Source organism: Rhodococcus maanshanensis NBRC 100610 (assembly GCF_001894865.1).
Lineage (GTDB): Bacteria > Actinomycetota > Actinomycetes > Mycobacteriales > Mycobacteriaceae > Rhodococcus_G > Rhodococcus_G maanshanensis.
This window is the reverse complement of record NZ_BCXA01000006.1, coordinates 145,452-166,008: the sequence shown is the minus strand read 5'-3', so window position 1 is coordinate 166,008 and position 20,557 is coordinate 145,452. Positions and strand designations below refer to the sequence as shown.

At 69.9% G+C, this 20,557-nt stretch carries 18 protein-coding genes and 1 pseudogene; 12 read left to right on the top strand and 7 right to left on the bottom strand.

The window, feature by feature from the left end; genetic code table 11:
• Positions 1-386, bottom strand: a pseudogene (locus tag RM1_RS04500) (S1 family peptidase); the annotation flags it as partial.
• Positions 387-729: 343 nt separating this feature from the next.
• On the opposite strand from RM1_RS04500, the gene RM1_RS26060 reads away from it, so the two are divergent.
• From RM1_RS26060 to RM1_RS27000, 3 genes are all read left to right on the top strand, one after another.
• Positions 730-930, top strand: a complete 201-nt coding sequence (locus RM1_RS26060) for a hypothetical protein (RefSeq protein ID WP_143069378.1) — start codon at positions 730-732, stop codon at positions 928-930.
• Positions 918-1,274 (top strand): sigma factor-like helix-turn-helix DNA-binding protein, encoded by a 357-nt coding sequence (locus RM1_RS04495; protein WP_083576522.1) that lies wholly within the window; start codon positions 918-920, stop codon positions 1,272-1,274. The genes RM1_RS26060 and RM1_RS04495 overlap by 13 nt, the downstream gene beginning before the upstream one ends.
• Before the next feature lie 438 nt (positions 1,275-1,712).
• A complete protein-coding gene (locus RM1_RS27000) occupies positions 1,713-1,880 on the top strand; it encodes a recombinase family protein (protein WP_143069385.1) in 168 nt (55 codons plus the stop codon).
• A gap of 90 nt (positions 1,881-1,970) precedes the next feature.
• Here the strand turns inward: RM1_RS27000 and RM1_RS04485 are convergent, their stop codons facing one another.
• Both RM1_RS04485 and RM1_RS04480 read right to left on the bottom strand, forming a co-directional pair.
• On the bottom strand, positions 1,971-3,383 hold the full coding sequence (locus RM1_RS04485; protein ID WP_245816032.1) for an alpha/beta-hydrolase family protein: 1,413 nt from the start codon (positions 3,381-3,383) through the stop codon (positions 1,971-1,973).
• Positions 3,380-4,030, bottom strand: coding sequence for a hypothetical protein (locus RM1_RS04480; protein ID WP_072750172.1), 651 nt, complete (start codon positions 4,028-4,030; stop codon positions 3,380-3,382). The genes RM1_RS04485 and RM1_RS04480 overlap by 4 nt, the downstream gene beginning before the upstream one ends.
• A gap of 241 nt (positions 4,031-4,271) precedes the next feature.
• Between RM1_RS04480 and RM1_RS04475 the strand changes: the two genes are divergently transcribed.
• From RM1_RS04475 to RM1_RS04465, 3 genes are all read left to right on the top strand, one after another.
• A complete protein-coding gene (locus RM1_RS04475) occupies positions 4,272-5,414 on the top strand; it encodes a sensor histidine kinase (RefSeq protein ID WP_072750194.1) in 1,143 nt (380 codons plus the stop codon).
• A 4-nt stretch (positions 5,415-5,418) separates the two neighbouring features.
• The gene (locus RM1_RS04470) at positions 5,419-6,081 is read left to right on the top strand and encodes a response regulator (RefSeq protein WP_027499198.1); all 663 of its coding nucleotides are present in this window, start codon (positions 5,419-5,421) and stop codon (positions 6,079-6,081) included.
• An 89-nt stretch (positions 6,082-6,170) separates the two neighbouring features.
• The gene (locus tag RM1_RS04465; protein ID WP_072750171.1) at positions 6,171-7,202 is read left to right on the top strand and encodes a 6-phosphofructokinase; all 1,032 of its coding nucleotides are present in this window, start codon (positions 6,171-6,173) and stop codon (positions 7,200-7,202) included.
• A gap of 7 nt (positions 7,203-7,209) precedes the next feature.
• Here RM1_RS04465 and RM1_RS04460 read toward each other — a convergent pair whose 3' ends face one another.
• Positions 7,210-8,796: an MFS transporter gene (locus RM1_RS04460; protein ID WP_245816030.1), complete on the bottom strand. Its 1,587-nt coding sequence runs from the start codon at positions 8,794-8,796 to the stop codon at positions 7,210-7,212.
• 134 nt (positions 8,797-8,930) lie between these two features.
• On the opposite strand from RM1_RS04460, the gene RM1_RS04455 reads away from it, so the two are divergent.
• The 4 genes from RM1_RS04455 to RM1_RS04440 all read left to right on the top strand — a co-directional run bounded on the left by RM1_RS04455 (position 8,931) and on the right by RM1_RS04440 (position 13,427).
• Positions 8,931-9,581: a TetR/AcrR family transcriptional regulator gene (locus RM1_RS04455; protein WP_072750170.1), complete on the top strand. Its 651-nt coding sequence runs from the start codon at positions 8,931-8,933 to the stop codon at positions 9,579-9,581.
• Between the two features lie 10 nt (positions 9,582-9,591).
• The gene (gatB, locus tag RM1_RS04450) at positions 9,592-11,112 is read left to right on the top strand and encodes an Asp-tRNA(Asn)/Glu-tRNA(Gln) amidotransferase subunit GatB (protein WP_072750169.1); all 1,521 of its coding nucleotides are present in this window, start codon (positions 9,592-9,594) and stop codon (positions 11,110-11,112) included.
• Positions 11,113-11,173: 61 nt separating this feature from the next.
• A complete protein-coding gene (locus tag RM1_RS04445) occupies positions 11,174-12,403 on the top strand; it encodes a cation:proton antiporter (RefSeq protein ID WP_072750168.1) in 1,230 nt (409 codons plus the stop codon).
• 58 nt (positions 12,404-12,461) lie between these two features.
• Complete coding sequence (locus tag RM1_RS04440) at positions 12,462-13,427, top strand: linear amide C-N hydrolase (protein WP_245816028.1); 966 nt, start codon at positions 12,462-12,464, stop codon at positions 13,425-13,427.
• A gap of 23 nt (positions 13,428-13,450) precedes the next feature.
• Here RM1_RS04440 and RM1_RS04435 read toward each other — a convergent pair whose 3' ends face one another.
• Positions 13,451-14,587, bottom strand: a complete 1,137-nt coding sequence (locus tag RM1_RS04435) for a PQQ-dependent sugar dehydrogenase (RefSeq protein WP_072750167.1) — start codon at positions 14,585-14,587, stop codon at positions 13,451-13,453.
• A gap of 98 nt (positions 14,588-14,685) precedes the next feature.
• On the opposite strand from RM1_RS04435, the gene RM1_RS04430 reads away from it, so the two are divergent.
• Positions 14,686-15,504 (top strand): DoxX family protein, encoded by an 819-nt coding sequence (locus RM1_RS04430; protein ID WP_072750191.1) that lies wholly within the window; start codon positions 14,686-14,688, stop codon positions 15,502-15,504.
• A gap of 28 nt (positions 15,505-15,532) precedes the next feature.
• On the opposite strand, the gene RM1_RS04425 is transcribed toward RM1_RS04430, so the two are convergent.
• Positions 15,533-17,065 (bottom strand): amino acid permease, encoded by a 1,533-nt coding sequence (locus RM1_RS04425; protein WP_072750166.1) that lies wholly within the window; start codon positions 17,063-17,065, stop codon positions 15,533-15,535.
• Between the two features lie 423 nt (positions 17,066-17,488).
• Here RM1_RS04425 and RM1_RS04420 point away from each other — a divergent pair, with 423 nt between their 5' ends.
• Complete coding sequence (locus tag RM1_RS04420) at positions 17,489-18,508, top strand: Glu/Leu/Phe/Val dehydrogenase family protein (protein ID WP_245816026.1); 1,020 nt, start codon at positions 17,489-17,491, stop codon at positions 18,506-18,508.
• 77 nt (positions 18,509-18,585) lie between these two features.
• Here the strand turns inward: RM1_RS04420 and ilvD are convergent, their stop codons facing one another.
• The gene (ilvD, locus tag RM1_RS04415; protein WP_027499206.1) at positions 18,586-20,427 is read right to left on the bottom strand and encodes a dihydroxy-acid dehydratase; all 1,842 of its coding nucleotides are present in this window, start codon (positions 20,425-20,427) and stop codon (positions 18,586-18,588) included.
• Positions 20,428-20,557: the final 130 nt, after the last annotated feature.

Sequence of the window (20,557 nt, the reverse complement as noted above, 5' to 3'; positions counted from 1 at the left end):
TCGGACAGGGCGTTTTCGCTGCGCGACTGGTCCTTGACCTTGAAGCCGGCGGCCTCGACGGCTGTGCGGGCGGCGGCCTTGTCCGGTCCGTCGGCCAGGCCGACCAGCGGGGTGCCGGCCGGATCGAGCCAGGCGCCCGCGTAAGCGGTGGGGAACTTGCCGCGCAGCGTGTCGGCGAACGTCGCCAATTCCTGCCCGGTCTCGGCCCGCTCGAGGTACTGGGCGGGGCTGAGCCGGAGGTCGCGTTGGATCGCGGCGACCATGTCCGCGGGCAGCGCGGGAGCCGGTGCGGCGGGTTCGGCCTGCGCGAGGGTCGCGCAGGGCGCGACCAGCAGGAGTGCCGCGGTGCCGATCATCGCGGCACGGCGGGCGCGGGTACTACGCATGGGGACCTTTCGGTTCGAGGACGTGTGCGGGTACGACCGAGGCGTTCGGGCCGGGTCGATTGCGGAACTGTAGGGGTGATTTCCGCCGTCGCCTACCGAAAATTGGTGGGACGAATATTGGCCGCAGCGGCGTGGGGGCGGTCCGGGCCTACGGGGGCTGGGGCTAGGTGATCCCCAGAGTTGCCCGGCCTGCGGATCTCATTCCATCGCGATCCCCACTGGCAACAGTGCATTGTCAATTCGTCGTGGAATTGCTTCGAGTTCTGCTCCGACTTGCACTAACCTTTCGCTCGCCGGTCGACTGCCGCGAGATCAGCGCAATGAGCAGGGGTGGCCGAACGCAGTGGCTGTTCAGGTAGACCTGAGCGCAGCGTGCTGGGCGGACGGCATCGCCGTCTACGAAGCGCGCCCGATCGTCCGCACATCACCCCGGTGGGGCCGGCGGATGACCGACAAGCGCCGCGAGACAATCGTGGCCACCAACACGCGGCGTGCGATCGCCCGCGACCCGATGCGGAAGGGAGTCGACCGGTGGGTGCTGTAAAACCCGCACGACGTACTACGTCGGCCCGCGAAGCCGCCGAGCATCTCGGCGTCTCACCGCGCACGGTGCGCAACATGACGGCCGAGCCTCGATCCGAGTACAAGGTACGTGCCGCCGAGCGCCGCCGTCGGGTACTGGAACTGCGCGCCGAGGGCCTCAAACTACGCGATATCGCGGACGAGGTCGGCATGACGGTCGGCGGTGTGGGCACGATCCTGCACCGCGCCTGCAAAGCCGAAGCCGAGCGACGCACTCCCTCAATTGTTGACCAGGTATTCGAACTCACCCGCGCCGCGCAGGCCAGAGCCCAACAGGCGAAAACCCAGGCGCCGGCGCAGACCTGATCTGTACGGCGCGGTGTGAGTTCGCGCGACAACAGTACGAGTCAGACCGAATCGCCGGGACCCTCAGGCGTCGGGAGCACAACGCCATATCCTGCTCGGCGCAGAGGAACTGGCCTTCGTCCTGACCCGGCACTGGCGCACCCTCGGCCTCGAACTCGACCAGGACTCGTCAAACGGCTATCCACCCAGATCCAGCGAATCATGCGGATCAACCAACTCCACACCCTCACCGCCGACCTCGTCGCAACCGCCCGCAGCACCCTCGTCATCGGCGCCACATAACCTCGTCAGAACCCCGCCATCTTGGGCTGAAAGTCACAAAGGGGAGCGGCGGCGAGCGACCAGCTGCCGGAGTGTCCCAAAAACGTGTCTCAATGCTGGTGTCCCGAAACCTGGTGCTGTCGGTGAGTTCTGGGACACTCACGGCCGTGAGCGCACATCTTCGGTGCGCTCGCTGATTTCCAGCGCAGCCTCATCCGCGAGCGCACTATGGCCGGACTCGCCGCGGCCCGCGAGCGCGGCCGTGTCGGCGGACGCCCGCCCGCACACACCCCGGCGAAGAAGCGTCAGGCCAAGAGAATGCGTGCTGAACACGCTCATGGCTGAGATCGCCGAGGTGCTCGAGGTCGCCCGAAGCACGCTCTACCGGCACCTCGGGTGAGTGTGCGTGAGCTGTGCAAATGCAGGCGGTCGACGTCATGCATAGGCCGCACCGACGGCGCAGCCGCGGTCGGGCAGAGCCGTGCCCTGGTCGGTGCCGTACCGGTGACCGTGCCCGGCCGGAGCATCGAGGGCGGAGAGCAGGTCGACGCTGGTCTGCACGAAACTGACGATCGGCAGCCAGGCCGGCCGGGGCGCATCGGTCCGCGTCCGGTCCAGTGCCGGCGGGTGCAGCAACAGTCGCGGCGACCACCGGACCACCGGATCGGACGAGTTCGCCAGCACCGTCGCGCCCGCGGTGCGGGCGGATCCGGCGGGTGGGCCCGCATAGAGGGCGCCGCAGGCCCGCTCGCCGAGTCCCTCGTCCAGGAAGATCGAGCTCGCGCCCACCGCGCCGAGGCTCTGTCCGTAGACGTACAGCCGGGGGCGTTCCCCCTCGGGCAGCAGCGAGATCCGGTCCGAGACCGCGGTGAACAGCGCTCGCGCGGACTGCTCGGCCGCGTCGCGATCGAACAGGAACGTCACCCAGCTCGGGGCGCTCGAGTACTGCACCCCGACGACGGCGACGTCGTCGCCGAAGCGCCGCTCGAGACCCTGCACGGCGTTGCCGTCGATCCATCCGGAGCCGGTGGGCACGGCCACCACGACGGTGGACTTGGCCAGGCCGCCCGCGCGTTCCAGTTCGCGGGCGGCCAGGCTGACCCGGGCGTCCTGGTCGGGTGCGCTGTCGATGCCTGCGTAGGTGCGCACCGCGCCGGAGGCGGCCCGGGCCGCGACGAACTTGCGCCCCTGCGCGCCGAGCGAGTCCCAGGACGTCAACGAGCCGGGGCTTCCGGAGATCGACGGCGAAACCGGTTGCCGCAGTGAGGTGTCGACGGTCGCGTTCGCCGCGTGGTACGACTGGGCCCGCGACTGCCAGAGCGCGGGTCCGACCCAGAACTGCGTCGCGATCGCGAGCGCGGCGACGACCGCGGCCGAGCGGAGCGCGCCGAGTCGACGGATACCGGCCGCCACGGCGCTCGCCCCGGCCGCCAGGGTCAGCGCGATCGCGGCGCCTCCCGCGACCACCTGTGCCCAATGGCCGCCGCCGACCGTCGGTACGCCCATCGCCACGCGCAACGAATCCTGCCAGTGGTCGGCGAGCAGCATCGCCGCGGCCACGGTCACCGCGCCGGCCAGCAGGATCAGCAGTCGCGCGGAATCCCGCGAGGGCGCGGGGCGGGCGGCCCCGCGCCTGCGGGGCCGGTGATGCCACGCGGTCGCCAGGCCCCAGCCGAGCGCCGCGAGCAGCCCGGTGAGGATCGCCTGGACCACGGCGCTGCGGGGGAGCAGGGAGGGCGCGAGCGAGACCGCGACCATCGAGGTCACGGCCACGCTGGTGAACACCCGGGGCAGCGCGACGGCGGCGACGTCGACCGTCGCGGCGGGCCGATCGATCACGGCGGTCACGCGAGCACCGTTCCGGTCGGCGCGACGGTGCCTGCGGTGACCCGCCTGCGCCGATTGGTGGCCGCGACCGCGCCGACGATCAGCACGGCTCCCACTCCGCCCGCGAGCGCGTAGCCGGTCATCGGCTCGGGCCGCGGTGCGACATATCCCTGTCGCCAGGAGTTCGAGGTCACCGCGGTGGACGCGATGTTCGCCATCACATAGCAGGAGGTCCGTGCCGCGTCGACGGTGCGCGCGTCGCAGGCGTTGTGCATTCGCCGGTCCAGCTGCGCGTCAAGGCTTTTCCGTGCCCACGGCCCGAGCGCCGCGCCGTGGCGGTCCGCGTACCGCAGCAGGTCGTAGCCGAGATCGTGGGCCTTGCAGGCGGTCTCGAACTCCGCGGGCAGCGTGACAGGAGACGAGCAGTCGCCGGTCGGGTTCACCAGCATCCCGGATTCGACGGCAGGGCGGTAGCCCATCGTGGCGGCGAAGTCCGCCGGAATCGACGATCTGGGGGCCGCGTGGTCGGCGGTGGTGATCGAGGCGATCGCGGCCGCGGTTGGGGTGCTCTCGCGCGGCTGCTCTGCCGCGGCCGGGTCGGCCATCAGGGTGGTCGTCATGGCGGCCGCCGCGGCCACCGTCAGCGCTGTCCAGGTCGTCTTCCGCATGGAGCAAAACGCTAGGAATCCGCAGGACCCGGGCACATCACCCCGAAGCGTGGTTCCGGGTACCCGCGCTGGTGGCGTCGGCGCGGCGCCCTCATACCGTGGTGCCGCGCCGGTCTCACCCCGCAGTATGAGGACTTTTCGGGTCCTGGTTCCTACTGTTCTGGATGTGAGTAAGACGAATCGTGCGCTCAAGAAGGTCGCGAACGAGGCCGCGGTGGCGGCAGCGCCGCGACTCAAGCGGATGAGCTCGAGCCTGTGGGTAGACGTCTTCATCGTCTTCGTCACGGGCGTGCTCTTCGCCGTTGCCTGGCCGACGCTGCAGGTCACCCACCATGTGCCGGCCGGGGTGCAGCCGGTGATCGCCGGTCTCGCGGCGCTGCCCCTGTTGCTGATCCGGGCGAATCCCGCTCTCGGATGGGCGATCTCGGCGGCGGGCGCGCTGGTGATCCCGCTGGTGTTCGAACGCACCGACGACTACGACTTTCCGTGGCAGGTCGTGCACGTCATGGTGATCATGGCGCTGCTCCTCGCCGTCAGCATGCGTTCGCCGCTCGCCGTCGTCGGCGTCTCGTGGATGGCGACCGCGCTGCTTTTCCTCGCGAACGCCCCTGGCCAGGATGGCAGGGGCTGGGCGGTCGGGCTCACCGCGTTGGTGCTGTTCGGGCTGCTGATCCGCTGGCTGGTGCTCTCCCGGCGCGAACTCGCCCGGCAGGAGGAGGTCAACGAGGTCGAGCGGGCGCGTCGGGCGATTCTCGAGGAGAAGGCGCGCATCGCCCGCGACCTGCACGACGTCGTCGCCCACCACATGTCGCTGGTCGTGGTGCAGGCGCAGAGCGCGCCGTACCGGATCGAGGACGTCTCGCCCGCGGCACAGGCGGAGTTCGAATCCATCGGTGCCACGGCCCGCGACGCTCTCAACGAGATCAGGGGCATGCTCGGGGTGCTCCGTAGCGACGGCCAACTCGCCGAGGACGCCCCGATGCCCGGCCTCGACCGGATCGACGAGCTGGTCGAGGGCAGCAGGCGGGCGGGCATGCAGGTGCAGGTGGACCGGATCGGGATGCCCGAACGGTTGTCGGATTCGGCGGGCCTGACGATGTACCGGATCCTGCAGGAATCGCTGTCCAATGCGGCCCGGCACGCCCCCGGGGCGCCGGTTCGCGTCACCCTCGGCCGGGACGGGGGCCTTGCCACGCTGGCGGTGGTCAACGCCCCGCCCGTCGGTGCCGCTCCCTCGGCGGTCGCCGATCATGCCGGTGGGCACGGCATCACCGGCATGCGCGATCGGGCCTCGTCGGTGGGCGGGAGCCTGACCGCGCAGCCACGCCCCGACGGCGGATTCGAGGTGCTGGCGCGGGTCCCCGCGGTCCCCGGCATAGGGTGACCGGGTGGCGATCACGGTATTCATTGCGGACGATCAGGCGATGGTGCGCCAGGGTTTCGGCGCACTTCTCGGCGCACAGCCCGACATCAGCGTTGTCGGCGACGCCCCGGACGGGAAGGTCGCGGTCGACGAGGTGATGCGCCTCCGCCCGGACGTCGTCCTGATGGATGTGCGGATGCCGCATCTCAACGGCCTGGAGGCGGCGCAGCAGATCCTGTCGGCCTCGTTCGACAAGCCGGTGCGGGTGCTGATGCTCACCACCTTCGACATCGACGACTACGTCTACGAGGCGCTGCGCGTCGGGGCGAGCGGCTTCATGCTCAAGGACGCCCCCGCCGAGGAGCTGATCCGGGCGGTCCGGGTGGTGGCGGACGGGCAGGCCCTGCTCGCGCCGACGGTGACCCGTCGGCTCATTGCCGACGTCACCAGCAGGCGAGCGCCCGCGCGGCGCGAGCCTGCGCAGCTCGCGGCGCTGACGCCCCGCGAGCGCGAGGTGCTGGAGCTGATCGCCCGCGGGCTGTCGAACGTCGAGATCGCGGAGTCGCTGTTCGTGGCCGAGCAGACCGTCAAGACGCACGTCGGCAAGGTGCTCGGCAAGCTGCACCTGCGGGACCGGGCGCAGGCCGTGGTGCTGGCCTACGAGACGGGCCTGGTCACCCCCGGCTGACCCGTCGGCGTGCCCGAACCGCCGGGCGGGGGGCAGTATGCAGTGGGACACTGAGCGCATCCATCTGCACGCAGAACGGGTGATCGACGATGACGAGGATCGGCATTCTCACCAGCGGCGGCGACTGCCCCGGCCTCAACGCGGTGATCCGGGGCGCGGTGCTCAAGGGCTCCGAGGTGCACGGACAGGAGTTCGTCGGGTTCCTCGACGGGTGGCGCGGCCTGGTCGAGGGCGACGCGATGCCCCTGGACCGCAGCCGCGTCCGCGGACTCTCGCACGAGGGCGGGACCATTCTCGGGACCAGCCGCATCGGTCCGTATCAGGGACCGAACGGCGGGGCGGCGAACATCGCCCGCACCATGGAACGACTGGGGGTCGACGCCGTGGTCGCCATCGGCGGCGAGGGCACCGCCGCCGCCGCCCAGCGCCTGTTCGACGAGGGCATCCGGATCGTCGGGGTGCCGAAGACCATCGACAACGACCTCGACCAGACCGACTACACCTTCGGGTTCGACACCGCGGTCGAGATCGCGACCGAGGCGATCGACCGGCTGCGGACCACCGGCAACTCCCACAAGCGGTGCATGGTGCTCGAGGTGATGGGGCGCAACGCGGGGTGGATCGCCCTGCACTCGGGGACGGCAGGCGGCGCACACGCGATCCTGATCCCCGAACACCCCGAGAGCATCGAGCAGATCTGCGCGTGGACGAACAGCGTCCGCGAACGCGGCAGGGCCCCGATGGTGGTCGTCGCGGAGGGCTTCACCCTGCCGGACATGGCGCAGGCGCATTCGACAAAGGGCATGGACGGCTTCGACCGCCCGCGGCTCGGTGGGATCGCCGAGCTGCTGGCCCCGATGATCCAGGAGCGCACCGGAATCGAGACCAGGGCGACGGTGTTGGGCCACATCCAGCGGGGCGGCGTGCCGACCGCGTTCGACCGTGTCCTCGCGACCAGGCTCGGCATGGCGGTCACCGACCTGGTGGCGGACGAGCAGTGGGGCCACATGGTGGCGCTGCACGGAACCGAGATCGTCCGGGTGGGTTTCGACGAGGCGCTCGTCGACCACAAGTCGGTGCCCGCGCACCGGTATCAGGAGATGCGCGTCATCTTCGGGTGAATCCCGGTCAGCGCCGCCGGATCCGGAGCAGGACGAAGACCGCGATGGTGGCCGCGGCCGCGATCGCCGAACTCGTCGCCATCACGGCGTCCAGTCCCTGCGCGGTCGCCCCGCGGGCCAGCTGCGACAGCGCAGGCACCGCCGCGGAGAACTGATCGGGGACGAACTCGATGACCCGTTGTCCGGCACCGGAACTGAGCGCCTCGGTGATCATGCCGGCCTGCTCATCCGGCACCGCGACCGTCATCGTCCCGACGGTCAGCGAGGCGAGCCCGGCACCCGCCTCGGTGGCGACCGCGTGGGAGAAGACCGCGCCGAGGCCGGCCACCCCGACCACGATGCCGATCTGGCGGGCGGTGTTGACCGCCCCAGTTGCCATGCCCGCTCGCTCCACCTCGACGAAGGACAGTGCGGACTGCGAGGCGATCACCGTGACCGCGCCGAGTCCGGCGCCGCCGAGGATCGACCCGGCGATGTAGTGCGTCCACGTGGTGGAGGCGTCCGCGCCGGTGCACAGCCACAGCCCCGTCGCGACCACCGCCATCGAGGTCGGCAGCGACCATCGCGCCGGCAGGCGGTCGTGCAGCACGGCGATCGGCGGGGCGACGACCAATGCGGACAGGGTGAGCGGCAGGGCCCGCAGGCCCGCCTGGAAGGGGTCGTGGCCGAGCGTGTTGATGAAGTACAGCGCCAGGAAATTCGTTGCGGCGACCAGGGTTCCGGCGCCGGCGAAGGCCGCGAGCGCGTTGGCGGCAAAGGAGGGCCTTACGATCAGGCGCAGGTCCAGCATCGGGTGGGCGGCATGCAGCTCCCAGGCGACGAAGGCGAATAATCCGGCGATCGAGGTGGCGCCGAGGGCGATCACCCGCGCGGATGACCAGCCCCACTCGTTGCCCTGGATCAGGGCCAGCACCCCTGGCAGGAGCGCGAGGGTGAGCAGCCCGGTGCCCGCCCAGTCCGGGGGCGCCGCACTGTCCGAACGGGATTCGGTGACGTACCGGTAGGCCAACGCCACCGCGACGATGCCGATCGGGACGTTGATCAGGAAGATCCACTCCCAGCCGATCGCCGTGACGAGGGCCCCGCCGACCAGGGGACCGGCGGCGGTCGCCGAGGCCATCACCGCGCCGTAGAGGCCGATCGCCTTGGCCCGCTTCATCGGATCGGGGAATGCGGCCGCGACGAGGGGCAGGGAGACGCCGAACAGCAGGGCCGCACCGACGCCCTGGACAGCGCGCACGATGTTGAGCGTGACGATGTCGCCCGCGAGCGCGCAACCGAGCGAGGCGATGGTGAAGATGGCCATGCCCGCGATGTACAGCCGACGTCGGCCGAGCCGGTCGCCGAGGGTCGCCGCGGTCAGGAGCAAGGCCGCGACCGGCAGCGTGTAGGCGTCGACCACCCACTGCAGCCCGCTGAGGGAGGCGTCGAGCGAGGACTGGATGTCGGCCAGCGCGGCCGCGACGATCGTCATGTCCAGCATCAGCATGAACATCCCGATGCAGACCGTGATCAGCGTCGCGGTCGGGTGGGTGGCGGTCGATTCCGCAGTGGACTCGTCGGAAACGTCGGTGAGCGAGCCGGTACCGGCCATCGGTCCTCCTGTGCGGACGCGCCGTGCCGGATCGGGTGGCGCTACGGGTGTAAATTAACAGCTGTAGCCCTACGGGTGTCAATGCCCAGCGCCCGGCCCCGGCGGGCCCACGGCCCGCGACTAAGGTGACTCGCGTGATCTCGACGAGGAAGAAGGCCCAGCGCACGCCGTCCAGGCGGGGCGCGGGTGAGTCGCTGCGGACGGACATCCTCGCGGCCGCCGCGGAGATGCTCGGCGAGACCGGTGACGTCGACGCGGTGTCGCTGCGCGGGGTCGCCAGGCGCGTCGGCGTCACACCGACCTCGATCTACCTGCACTTCGCGGACCGCGAGGAGCTCCATCTCGCGGTGAAGCAGCTCAGGTTCGAGGAGTTCGCCGCCGTGCTGCAGGCTGCCGCCGAGGCGGCGGGGGACGACCCGGGCGCCCGGCTTCGGGCGATGGGGCATGCCTACGTCGGCTACGGGCTGGCCAATCCCGGGCACTACCGGGTGCTGTTCGTCTCCGACCTGCGTCATCAGGCCGGTGAGAAGCTGGCCGACTCGCACGCGCACCGCGCGATCCTGCTCATCACCGAGGAGGTGGGGCGGTACCTGGGCCTGCCCGCGGACGCGAAGGAGACGGTGATGCTCGCGTTGCACCTGTGGAGCGCGACGCACGGCATGGTGGCGCTGCGCCTCGCGCAAGCCCGTTATCCGCACGCGGCTGCGGCCCGCGACCCCTGGCCGGACGCGCACGAGCAGATCGACAACCTGGCCGATCTGCTGCTGCCGAAGCGGGGCGCATAAACTCGGGACCATGACTGCAGCCGGCCGGGTGGCGACAAGTACTGACCTTCTCGACTACGACGAGGTGCTCGCCCGCTTCGAGCCCGTCATGGGCATGGAGGTGCACGTCGAGCTGCACACCGCGACGAAGATGTTCTGCCCGTGCCCCACGACCTTCGGCGCCGAGCCCAACACCCAGGTGTGCCCGGTCTGCCTCGGCATGCCGGGCTCGCTGCCGGTGGTCAACCAGTCGGCGGTCGAGTCCGCCATCCGCATCGGTCTCGCGCTGAACTGTTCGATCACCCCGTGGGGCCGCTTCGCCAGGAAGAACTACTTCTACCCGGATCAGCCGAAGAACTACCAGATCTCGCAGTACGACGAGCCGATCGCCACCGAGGGCTACCTCGACGTGGTGCTCGACGACGGCACCACCTGGCGGGTCGAGATCGAGCGGGCGCACATGGAGGAGGACACCGGCAAGTCGCTGCACGTCGGCGGCGCCACCGGCCGGATCCACGGCGCCAGCCACTCGCTGCTCGACTACAACCGCGCCGGTGTCCCGCTGGTGGAGATCGTCACCAAGACCATCTCCGGTGCGGGCGAGCGCGCCCCCGAGGTCGCCCGCGCCTACGTCACCGCGCTGCGTGATCTCCTCAAGTCGCTCGACGTGTCCGACGTCCGGATGGACCAGGGCTCGATGCGGTGCGACGCGAACATCTCGCTGATGCCGATCGGCGCCAAGGAGTTCGGTACCCGCACCGAGACCAAGAACGTCAACTCCCTCAAGAGCGTCGAGGTGGCCGTCCGCTACGAGATGCGCCGCCAGGCCGCCGTGCTCAGTGCGGGCGGCGAGGTCATCCAGGAGACCCGCCACTTCCAGGAGGCCGACGGCACCACCTCCGCCGGTCGGCGCAAGGAGACCGCCGAGGACTACCGCTACTTCCCCGAGCCGGACCTCGAGCCGGTCGCCCCGAGCGCCGAGTGGGTCGAGGAGCTGCGCGGCACGCTGCCCGAGCTGCCGTGGATCCGGCGCGCGCGCATCCAGGCCGACTGGGGTGTCTCCGACGAGGAGATGCGTGACCTGGTGAACTCCGGTGCACTGGAACTGGTCATCGCGACCACCGAGGCAGGAGCCCCCGCGGACGCGGCGCGCTCATGGTGGGTGGCGTACCTCTCGCAGCAGGCGAACTCCCGCGGCGTGACGCTGGCCGAGCTGCCGATCACGCCGGCGCAGCTCGCGCGGGTCATCGCGCTCGTCGCCGACGGCACGCTCGCGAACAAGCAGGCGCGGCAGGCCGTGGACGGCGTGCTCGCAGGCGAGGGTGAGCCGGACGAGGTCGTCGCCAAGCGGGAACTCGCCGTGATGCGCGACGACTCGGCGCTGCAGGCCGCGGTCGATGCCGCGCTGGCCGCCAACCCGGACATCGCCGAGAAGATCCGCTCCGGCAAGGTCGCCGCGGCGGGCAAGATCGTCGGCGACGTCATGAAGGCGACCCGAGGCCAGGCAGACCCGGCCCAGGTCAAGGACATGGTCATCGCGGCCTGCTCCTGAGCCGACACACGGCGTACGGCTCCTGTCGTCGATGGTGGTCCGCGTCTAGCAGAATCAGGCGGTGCCCTCAGTCTCCGCTTCGTTCTTCTGGATTGCGCTCTGCGCGGTCGTCGCCCCGCTGGTCGCCGGGCTGGTGCCCCGCAAGCTGGTGCCGGAGGTCGTGCTGCTGCTGATCGCAGGCGTCATCGTCGGTCCGCACGTTCTCGATCTCGCCGTCATGGGCAGCGAGATCGACCTGCTCCGTGAGCTCGGTCTCGGCATGCTGTTCCTGCTCGCCGGTTACGAGATCGACACCAGTGAGCTGACGGGCCGTGGCGGGCGCCGGGCGCTGATCACCTGGTTGTCCTGCCTGGTGTTGGCGTTCGTGGTGATCGGGTTGCTCGGCATGAGCGGCGCGATCGACGCGGAGATCGCGGTGGCGATCGCCCTCACCTCCACGGCGCTCGGCACGTTGTTGCCGATCCTCAAGGACAGCGGCATGCTCGGAACCCGCTTGGGCCGAACCGTTCTCAACCACGGTGCCTTCGGCGAGCTCGGCCCGGTGATCGCGATGGCGATCCTGCTGAGCTCACGGAGCGCGGGCGCGTCGCTGGTCGTCCTCGCGGCCTTCGCCGCGGCGGCGGTTGGAGTCGCGTTCATCCCGGCGGGCCTGCGCCGCGAGGGCTCGAAGCTGGCCTCGATCATCCGGCTCGGCTCCGAGACCACGGCGCAGACGACCGTGCGGCTGACGATCCTGCTGCTGGTCACGCTGATCGCGGTCGCGACGATCTTCGATCTCGACATCATCCTCGGCGCCTTCGCCGCGGGCTTCATCCTGCGCCGCGCGATGCCGTCGGGCGACGAGAAGCTGGAGGCGAAGCTGGACGGACTGGCCTTCGGGCTGCTCATCCCGATCTTCTTCGTCACCTCGGGGATGGCGATCGACGTCAAGGCCGTTGCCGCCGCGCCGGGCGTCCTGCTGGCGTTCCTGGTGCTGATCCTGTTGGTTCGCGGGCTGCCGGTGTTCTTCGCCGAACGCTTCGACCGGGGTCCGGAGCTCAAGGATCCGCAGCCGACCGTGCGCGAGCGGGGGCAGGTGGCGCTGTACGCCGCGACCGGGCTGCCACTGATCGTCGCGGTGACGGAGGTCGCGGTGAACGCCGGTCAGATGACCGCGTCCAACGCCTCGATCCTCGTCGCCGCGGGCGCGATCACCGTGCTGGTCCTGCCGCTGACCGCCTCACTGCTCGGCCGGACCCCCGCATCCACGGCAGAGCCCGTGCAACGGGCCGACCAGGAGACCACGTCCTGAGCCGATCGTCGGCTACCACGGAAACCTTTCTGCTGTATGAGTGAAGCGAGGAGTTGCGATGTGTACACGAGCACTGTGGACCGGTAGCGGCCACGGCGTCCTGGTCGGCCGGAACATGGACTGGTGCGAGGAGATGGACACCAACCTCTGGGTACTGCCGCGGGGCGCCAGCCGGGTGGGTCACGACGCCGACCCGAATCCGCTGTCGTGGACAGCGGTCTACGGCAGCATCGTCACCACCACCTGGGATCAGACGACGACTGACGGAATCAATGAGCGCGGTCTCGCCGCACACATCCTGTGGCTCGCGGAGGCCGACTTCGGCGAGCGTGATCCAGCGGTCCCCGCCCTGGCCGCCTCGATGTGGGCGCAGGTCTTTCTCGACCGCTGTGCATCGGTCGCCGAGTGCATCGAACTGATGACGGCGCAGCCCTTCCAGATTCGGCCGCTCGTCGAGCCGCGCTCAGGTCGCAGCGCGACGGTGCACCTCGCGCTCGAGGACGCGACCGGTGACTCGTTGATCATCGAGTACATCGACGGATCGGTCCGGTTGCACCACGATCGTGCGAACACGGTCATGACGAACTCACCGCCCTACGACGAACAACTGGAACTGCGAAAGCGGTACACCGGATTCGGCGGAACACAGCCGTTGCCGGGCACCACCGAGGCCGCGGACCGATTCGTCCGTGCCAGCTACTACCTCGACCGGCTGCCCGCTTCGGAGACCACCGAACGTTCCTACGCCGCGCTGCTCAGCGTGATGCGCAACGCGGCGCAGCCGTTCGGCGAGCCCGACCCGGACCGGCCGAACATCTCGATGACGATCTGGCGAACGCTCGCGGATCTGACGACCGGGACCTACATCTACGAGTCGTCGTTCAGTCCGAACATCGTGTGGACGCGGCTCGCCGATTTCGACTTCACGTCCTGCCGCAAGCTCGACCTCTCCGCGCCGGGGCTCCTCGGTGACGTGGGTTCCGCGTTCGCCGAGTCGGCACCACCCGATTTCGCGTTGTCCTGATCGGCGGAACCGCGCCCCCGTTGTCAGTCGAAGCCGCCGCCGCCCTGCGGTGCCGGGATCTTGACCACCCGGTCGTCGGTCGGGCCGCCGACACCGTCGGTCTTGTTGACGGTCGACACCCAGATCGTGTTCTCGGCACCGAGCGCGGCCGCACCGAGCTTGCCGTACCGATCCTCGACGACCAGCGACGGTGCTGCGGTCACCGCCCCCGTCTGCGGATCGGTATCGAGCAGCGCGAGCGCCCTGCCCGCGGTCAGCGCGATGGCGACCGAACCGCCGCCCGCCGTGCAGCCCGCGACGCCTGGTCGGTCCGGCCAGGTCCAGACCGGCACGCCCGCCGCGCCGTTCGGCGCGATCTTCTGCAGCCGGTCCTCGAGTGGGGTTCGATCGGTCACCCAGATGTTCTGGTCGGTCGGGTCAACGCAGACGTCGCCCGCGCCGCCGATGCCCGACAGCGCGACCTGGGGGAACGGCTGCGATCCGGGAGACCCGGGCGTCAGCGCGGTCACGCGGAGCAGCTTTCCGGCCAGCGAGCCGGGATCGTTTGCGGCGGAAGGGTTCCCGGCGTTGCCGGTGAGCACCAGCAGTTCGTTCGGGCCGGCGAAGGTCAGGGCCCCTGTGTTGCCGACGGGTCCGCGCGGGATGCCGGTCAGGACATCCTTTGGCACATCGCCCGGCGCGATCCGCACCACCCGATTGTCGCCGCCGGTGGAGATGTAGGCATACACCAGGTTGTCCTCGACGTAGGTCGGCGACAGCGCGACGTCGAGCAGGCCACCGTCGGAGGAGCCGTCCACCTGGAGTCGGGCGAACTCCTCGGTCGGCTTGCCGGGGGTGACGCGGAGGATGCGGCCGGTGCGGCGCTCGGTGACCAGCGCCGAATCGCCTCCCGGCAGCATGACCATTCCGCCGGTGGTGTCCAGGCAGGTCACCAGGACGGCGGGGTCCGGGTCCAGGCAGGGTGCCTGCGCCACGGGTGGGCTGGGCGTGCGGGGGCTGGTCGGGGGCGTGCCGGGCGGTCGGGGCCGGACCTCGCCGCCTGCGTCGAACGTCGGCGCCGGAGTGAACGGGCTCGTCGCCGAGTCGTCGAACCGGGCACAGCCCGCCACCGCGACGACGATGGACACGGCCGCCAACACCCTGACCCGACTTGCTCCCATGACTGCAAACGGTACGGAATCCCGTGCGGGCGGCGCCACGGCGGCCCGGTGCGGCGCGCCGGACGGCGTATCTGCCGCTCGCCCTTACGCTGTCCATCGTGACAGCGAAGCAGCAAGGGAACCCGGACCGTGACGGCACCGATCGCACCGCCTCCAGTCCGTTCGACCTGCCGACCGAGCAACTTCCCACCTCCTCGAGCGGTGCGCTGCCCGTGTCCGACGACGATCTCGGTCTGATGCCGACCGAGCAGATCCCGACGTACCGCGGCAGTTCGGTCGCCGAGGTGTATCCCACCGAGGAACTGCGTTTCGCAGATCCGATCGAGCCCGCCGTCGTGTCCGCTTTCACCTCACCCGTCTCGCAGGCGATGCCCGAGACGATCTCGCCGGAGACGCCGTCCGGGCGAGGCACGCTCGACCTCGGTCTGCTCGTCCTCCGGCTGGGGCTCGGCACCGTCGCGCTGTTCCACGGTCTGCAGAAGCTGTTCGGCTGGTGGAACGGCCCCGGACTCGCAGGCTTCGAGACGACGCTGTTCGACGCCGGGTTCGAGCAGGCCCGGCTGCTCTCGATCCTCGGGGCGGTCGGTGAGGTCGCGGCCGGCACCCTGCTGATCTTCGGTCTTGCCACGCCGCTGGCGGGCGCCGCGGTGCTCGCGGTGCTGATCAACGCCTGGTGCGTCCGCCAGGTCGCGGAGCCAGGGCTGCAGTTCTTCGCGCCGTCCGGCGTCGAGCACGAGACGATGCTGGTCGCCGCGGCCGTCGCGGTGATATTGACCGGCCCGGGACGGTTCTCGGTTGACGGCGGCCGGAAGTGGGCGACCAGGCCGCACGTCGGTTCGTTCGTCGCGCTGATCCTCGGCGTCGCGGCCGGTGTCTGCCTGTGGATCTTCCTCAACGGTGCGAACCCCCTGATCTGAGTGACCAGGGGGTTCGCGTCGGGGTCGGTCAGGCGGTGACCGTCTCCAGCTGCTCCTCCGGGGGCTGTGTCGCCTCCGCAGCGAGCCGCTGGCCGAGCACCGACTTGCGCTTGCCGTAGGCGAAGTAGATGACCACACCGATCGCCATCCAGACCAGGAACCGGATCCAGGTCTCCACGGACAGGTTCAGCATCAGCCACCCGCAGGCCAGCACCGCGAGGATCGGCACGAGGGGAACCAGCGGAACCCGGAATCCGCGCGGCAGGTCGGGTCGGGTCTTGCGCAGCACCACGACACCGATGCACACCAGGACGAAGGCGAAGAGGGTGCCGATGTTGACCATCTCCTCGAGGGTGCCCATCGGGAAGAAGGCCGCGAGCAGTGCGACGATCACGCCGACGACGACGGTGATCCGCGCCGGGGTGCCTTTGCTGCCGGTCTTGGCGAGGCCGCGCGGCATCAGCCCGTCCCGCGACATCGCGAACAGCACCCGGGTCTGACCGAGCATCATGACCATGACGACGGTCGTCAGTCCGGCGAGGCCGCCGAAGTTGATCGCCATCTGGGCCCAGGTGATCCCGTGCGCCTCGAAGGCGGTCGCGAGGGTGGCGCTGCTGTCGCCGACGAGCGGGCTGCCGGTCTTCAGGTCGGTGTACTTGACCATGCCGGTCAAGACCAGGGTCACCGCCACGTACAGGACGGTGACGATGGCGAGCGAGCCGAGGATGCCGCGGGGGAGTGCCTTCTGCGGGTTCTTGGTCTCTTCGGCGGTGGTGGCCACGACATCGAACCCGATGAACGCGAAGAACACGAGGCTGGCCGCTGCGAGCAGGCCGTACCAGCCGTAGCTGCTGCCGTCGGCGCCGGTGAGGAACGAGAACAGGGTCTGGTGGACACCGCTGGCCGAGCTGGACGCGCCCTCGGCGGGCGGGATGTACGGGGAGTAGTTGTCCTTGTTGATGTAGAACGAGCCGACCACGATGACGAGCAGGACCACGGCGATCTTGATGGCGGTGATGATGGCCGACACCCGCGAGGACACCTTGGTTCCGATGGCGAGCACGGTGGTGATCGCGCCGATGATCAGCAGGGCGCCCCAGTCGAAGTCGATGGGGCCGAGATGTGCGGTGGTCGAACCGCTGGCCCCGATCACGTTGCCCAGGTACAGCGACCAGCCCTTGGCGACCACCGCCGACGCCAGCGCGAACTCGAGGATGAGGTCCCATCCGATGATCCAGGCGACGAACTCTCCGAACGTCGCATAGGAGAAGGTGTACGCACTGCCTGCGACCGGAACGGTGGAGGCGAACTCGGCATAACAGAGGGCGGCGAGCCCGCACGCGATGGCGGCGAGGACGAAGGCAAGCGAGATGGACGGCCCGGCGACGTTGCCTGCCGTCCTGGCGGTGAGGGTGAAGATGCCCGCCCCGATCACCACGGCGACGCCGAAGACGGTCAGGTCCCAGGCGGTGAGCTCTTTGCGTAGACGGGTACCGGGTTCATCGGTATCAGATATCGACTGTTCGACGGACTTGGTGCGCCAAATACCGACTCCGGGCATGGATGGGCTCCTTGGTTGACTCCCGATGACCTTGTGGGTCGCCGGGTGGGGGCTGTGCCTGACCGAATGTGATCTGTGTCTCATCGGCGTGAAGAGAGAACCACCTGAGAACCCGATGCGCAACACCCGGTCGCTCGATGGTGCATCGTGCGCAGCTGCGCGTCGGATCGCTCGGGTGAACTGCGCGCTGTGCGCACCAACCCGGGCCGATTCGCCGAATTCCGCTGCTCTCCACCTGTGGCCACGACCCCTGCCCCATCGGGGTCATGGCGGCCGGTGGCTTGACATCCGTGTGACGCGCCTTACAGTTCATGCCGGGCAGGTACTCCGCCCATCGCGGCCACAAGAGCCGTAACTCTCTGTCCCGCAATGGATTCGCCTCACAAGGGCGTCATCTGTCGTGGGCTGACCTCAGGAGCAGCATTGAGCGCCATCAATTCCCTTGCCGAGCAGGACTTCGAGCAGCTGTCGATCCAGCGCGTCGAGAACGGGCTCGCCAGCATCATCGCCGTCCACGACACCACCCTGGGGCCCGCGCTCGGCGGCGTCCGGATTCGCCGGTACGAGTCCGACGATGCGGCCGCGGCGGACGCGATGCGCCTCGCGCGCGCGATGACCTACAAGGCGGCGCTCGCCGGACTCGCGCTCGGCGGCGGGAAGAGCGTGATCAACGCCGATCCCCGCAGCCAGAAGACGCGCGCGCTCCTCGAGGCGCACGGCAGGCACATCGGCTTGCTCGGTGGCCGGTACATCCCCGGCGCCGACATGGGCACCGGACCGGCCGACCTGAAGGTGATCGCGGAACATGCCCCCCGGGTCTCCAGCGACGGACGCGACCCCTCGCCGTACACGGCAAGGGGAGTGGTCGCCTCGATCTCGGCGGTCGCGGATCACCTGGGGCGTGACGGCGTCGAGGGTCTGCGCGTCGCCGTGCAGGGTGCGGGCAATGTCGGCCTTGGGATCGTCGAACTCCTCTCCGCGGCCGGGGCGACGGTGCTGGTTGCCGACCCCGATCCGGAGCGAGTGCGGCTCGCGGTGGAAGGTTTTGGCGCGCAGGCGAGTTCGCTGGACGAGATCCTGCACACCGACGTCGATGTGGTCTGCCCCGCCGGTCCTGGCCTGGTGATCGACGAGCGTGCGGTCGACCGGCTCAAGGCGGTGGCACTCGTCGGTGCGGCGAACAACATGCTCGCGTCTCAGGCGGCGGGTGATGCGCTGACCGCCCGCGGGATCGTGCACGTCCCGGACTTCGTGTCGAACGCGGGCGGCCTGATCTCCTGCGACGCCGAGGTGAACGGGCTGACGGACTTCGTCGGCAAGGTGGACCGGATCGCGGATGTGGTGATGGAGATCCTCGACCGGGCCAGGGTGACCGGGGTGGACACCTCCACCGCCGCGATCGAACTGGCCGAGCGGCGGATCGCGGAGGTCCGCGCGGCCTGAGGGCGCCAGACACGAACGCGCCCCTGCGGTTCCGGGCATTCCCGGCACCGCAGGGGCGCGTCTGCGAATCGCGAGGACTACGGCACGTAGCGAACGGCGCCCTTGTCGGCGGAGGTCGCCAGCGCCGCGTAGGCGCGCAGCGCGGTGGTGACGGTGCGCTGACGGTCGACCGGCTGCCACGGACGCTCGGACGCCTCCATCTTGGCGCGGCGCTCGGCGAGCACGGCGTCGTCGACGAGGATCTCGAGGGTCCGGGTCGCGACGTCGATGCGGACCTGATCGCCGTTCTCCACCAGGCCGATCACGCCGCCCGCCGCGGCCTCGGGCGAGATGTGCCCGATCGACAGACCGGAGGTGCCGCCGGAGAAGCGGCCGTCGGTGATCAGCGCGCACTCCTTGCCGAGGCCGGCGCCCTTGAGGAATGCGGTGGGGTGCAGCATCTCCTGCATGCCCGGTCCGCCCTTGGGGCCCTCGTAGCGGACCACGAGGACGTCGCCGGGCTTGATCTTCTTCTGCAGGATCACCGAGACGGCCTCTTCCTGCGATTCGACGACGAGCGCCGGACCCTGGAAGGTGAACAGCTCCTCGTCGATGCCGGCCGTCTTGAGGATCGCGCCGTCCAGCGCGATGTTGCCGCGCAGCACGACGAGTCCGCCCTCGACGGTGTACGCGTGCTCCTTGTCCCGGATGCACCCGCCTGCGGCGTCGGTGTCCAGCGCGCTCCAGCGGTTGGCGGTGGAGAACGGCTCGGTGGTGCGGACCCCGCCCGGTGCGGCGTGGAAGAGCTCGATCGCCTCGTCGGTCGCCTTGCCGGAGCGGATGTCCCAGTCGTCGAGCCACTGGTCGAAGCTCTTGGTGTGGACCGTCGATACGTCCGTCTCGAGCAGGTTCGCGCGCCGCAGTTCGCCGAGCAGCGCGGGGATTCCGCCCGCCCGGTGCACGTCTTCCATGTGGTAGTCGGAGTTGGGGGAGACCTTCGACAGGCACGGCACCTTGCGGCTGATCTCGTCGATGGTGTCGAGGTCGAAGTCGACCTCGCCCTCCTGTGCGGCGGCGAGGGTGTGCAGGACCGTGTTGGTCGAGCCGCCCATCGCGACGTCGAGGGCCATGGCGTTGCGGAACGCCTTGGGGGTGGCGATGTTCCGGGGGAGCACCGACTCGTCCTCGTCGCGGTAGTACTTGATCGCGGCCTCGACGACCGTGGTGCCTGCGCGGGAGAACAGCGCGCGGCGGGCCTCGTGGGTGGCCAGGGTCGAGCCGTTGCCGGGCAGCGCAAGGCCGAGTGCCTCGGTGAGGCAGTTCATCGAGTTGGCCGTGAACATGCCGGAGCAGGAGCCGCAGGTCGGGCAGGCGCTGCGCTCGACCTCGTCGAGGCCCTCCTCGGACACCGCGTCGTTCGCGGATGCCGAGATGGCGGTGATCAGGTCGGTGGGGGCCTGCGCCACGCCGCCGACGACGACGGCCTTGCCTGCCTCCATCGGACCACCCGAGACGAAGACGGTCGGGATGTTCAGGCGCATCGCGGCATTGAGCATGCCGGGGGTGATCTTGTCGCAGTTGGATATGCAGACGAGGGCGTCGGCGGTGTGCGCATTCGCCATGTACTCGACCGAGTCGGCGATGATCTCGCGGCTGGGCAGCGAGTAGAGCATGCCGCCGTGGCCCATGGCGATGCCGTCGTCGACCGCGATGGTGTGGAACTCGCGGGGCACGCCGCCCGCGGCGCGCACGGCCTCGGCGACGATCTCGCCCACGTCCTTGAGGTGCACGTGGCCGGGCACGAACTGGGTGTAGGAATTGGCGATCGCGACGATCGGCTTGCCGAAATCGGAGTCCGTCATTCCGGTGGCGCGCCACAGGGCGCGGGCTCCGGCGGCGTTGCGTCCGACGGTGGTTGTGCGTGACCTCAACGGGGGCATAGGGCTGTCCTTAATCGTCAAACTGCGAACGTTGCCGTGGCTCGAGCGGCTCCGGCGGGCTGGGCCGGTGGGCGGGTCCTCGGCATGGGGTTGGTGCCGTCGGCGCCCCGGGCGTCGAGTGTGCGTTGCA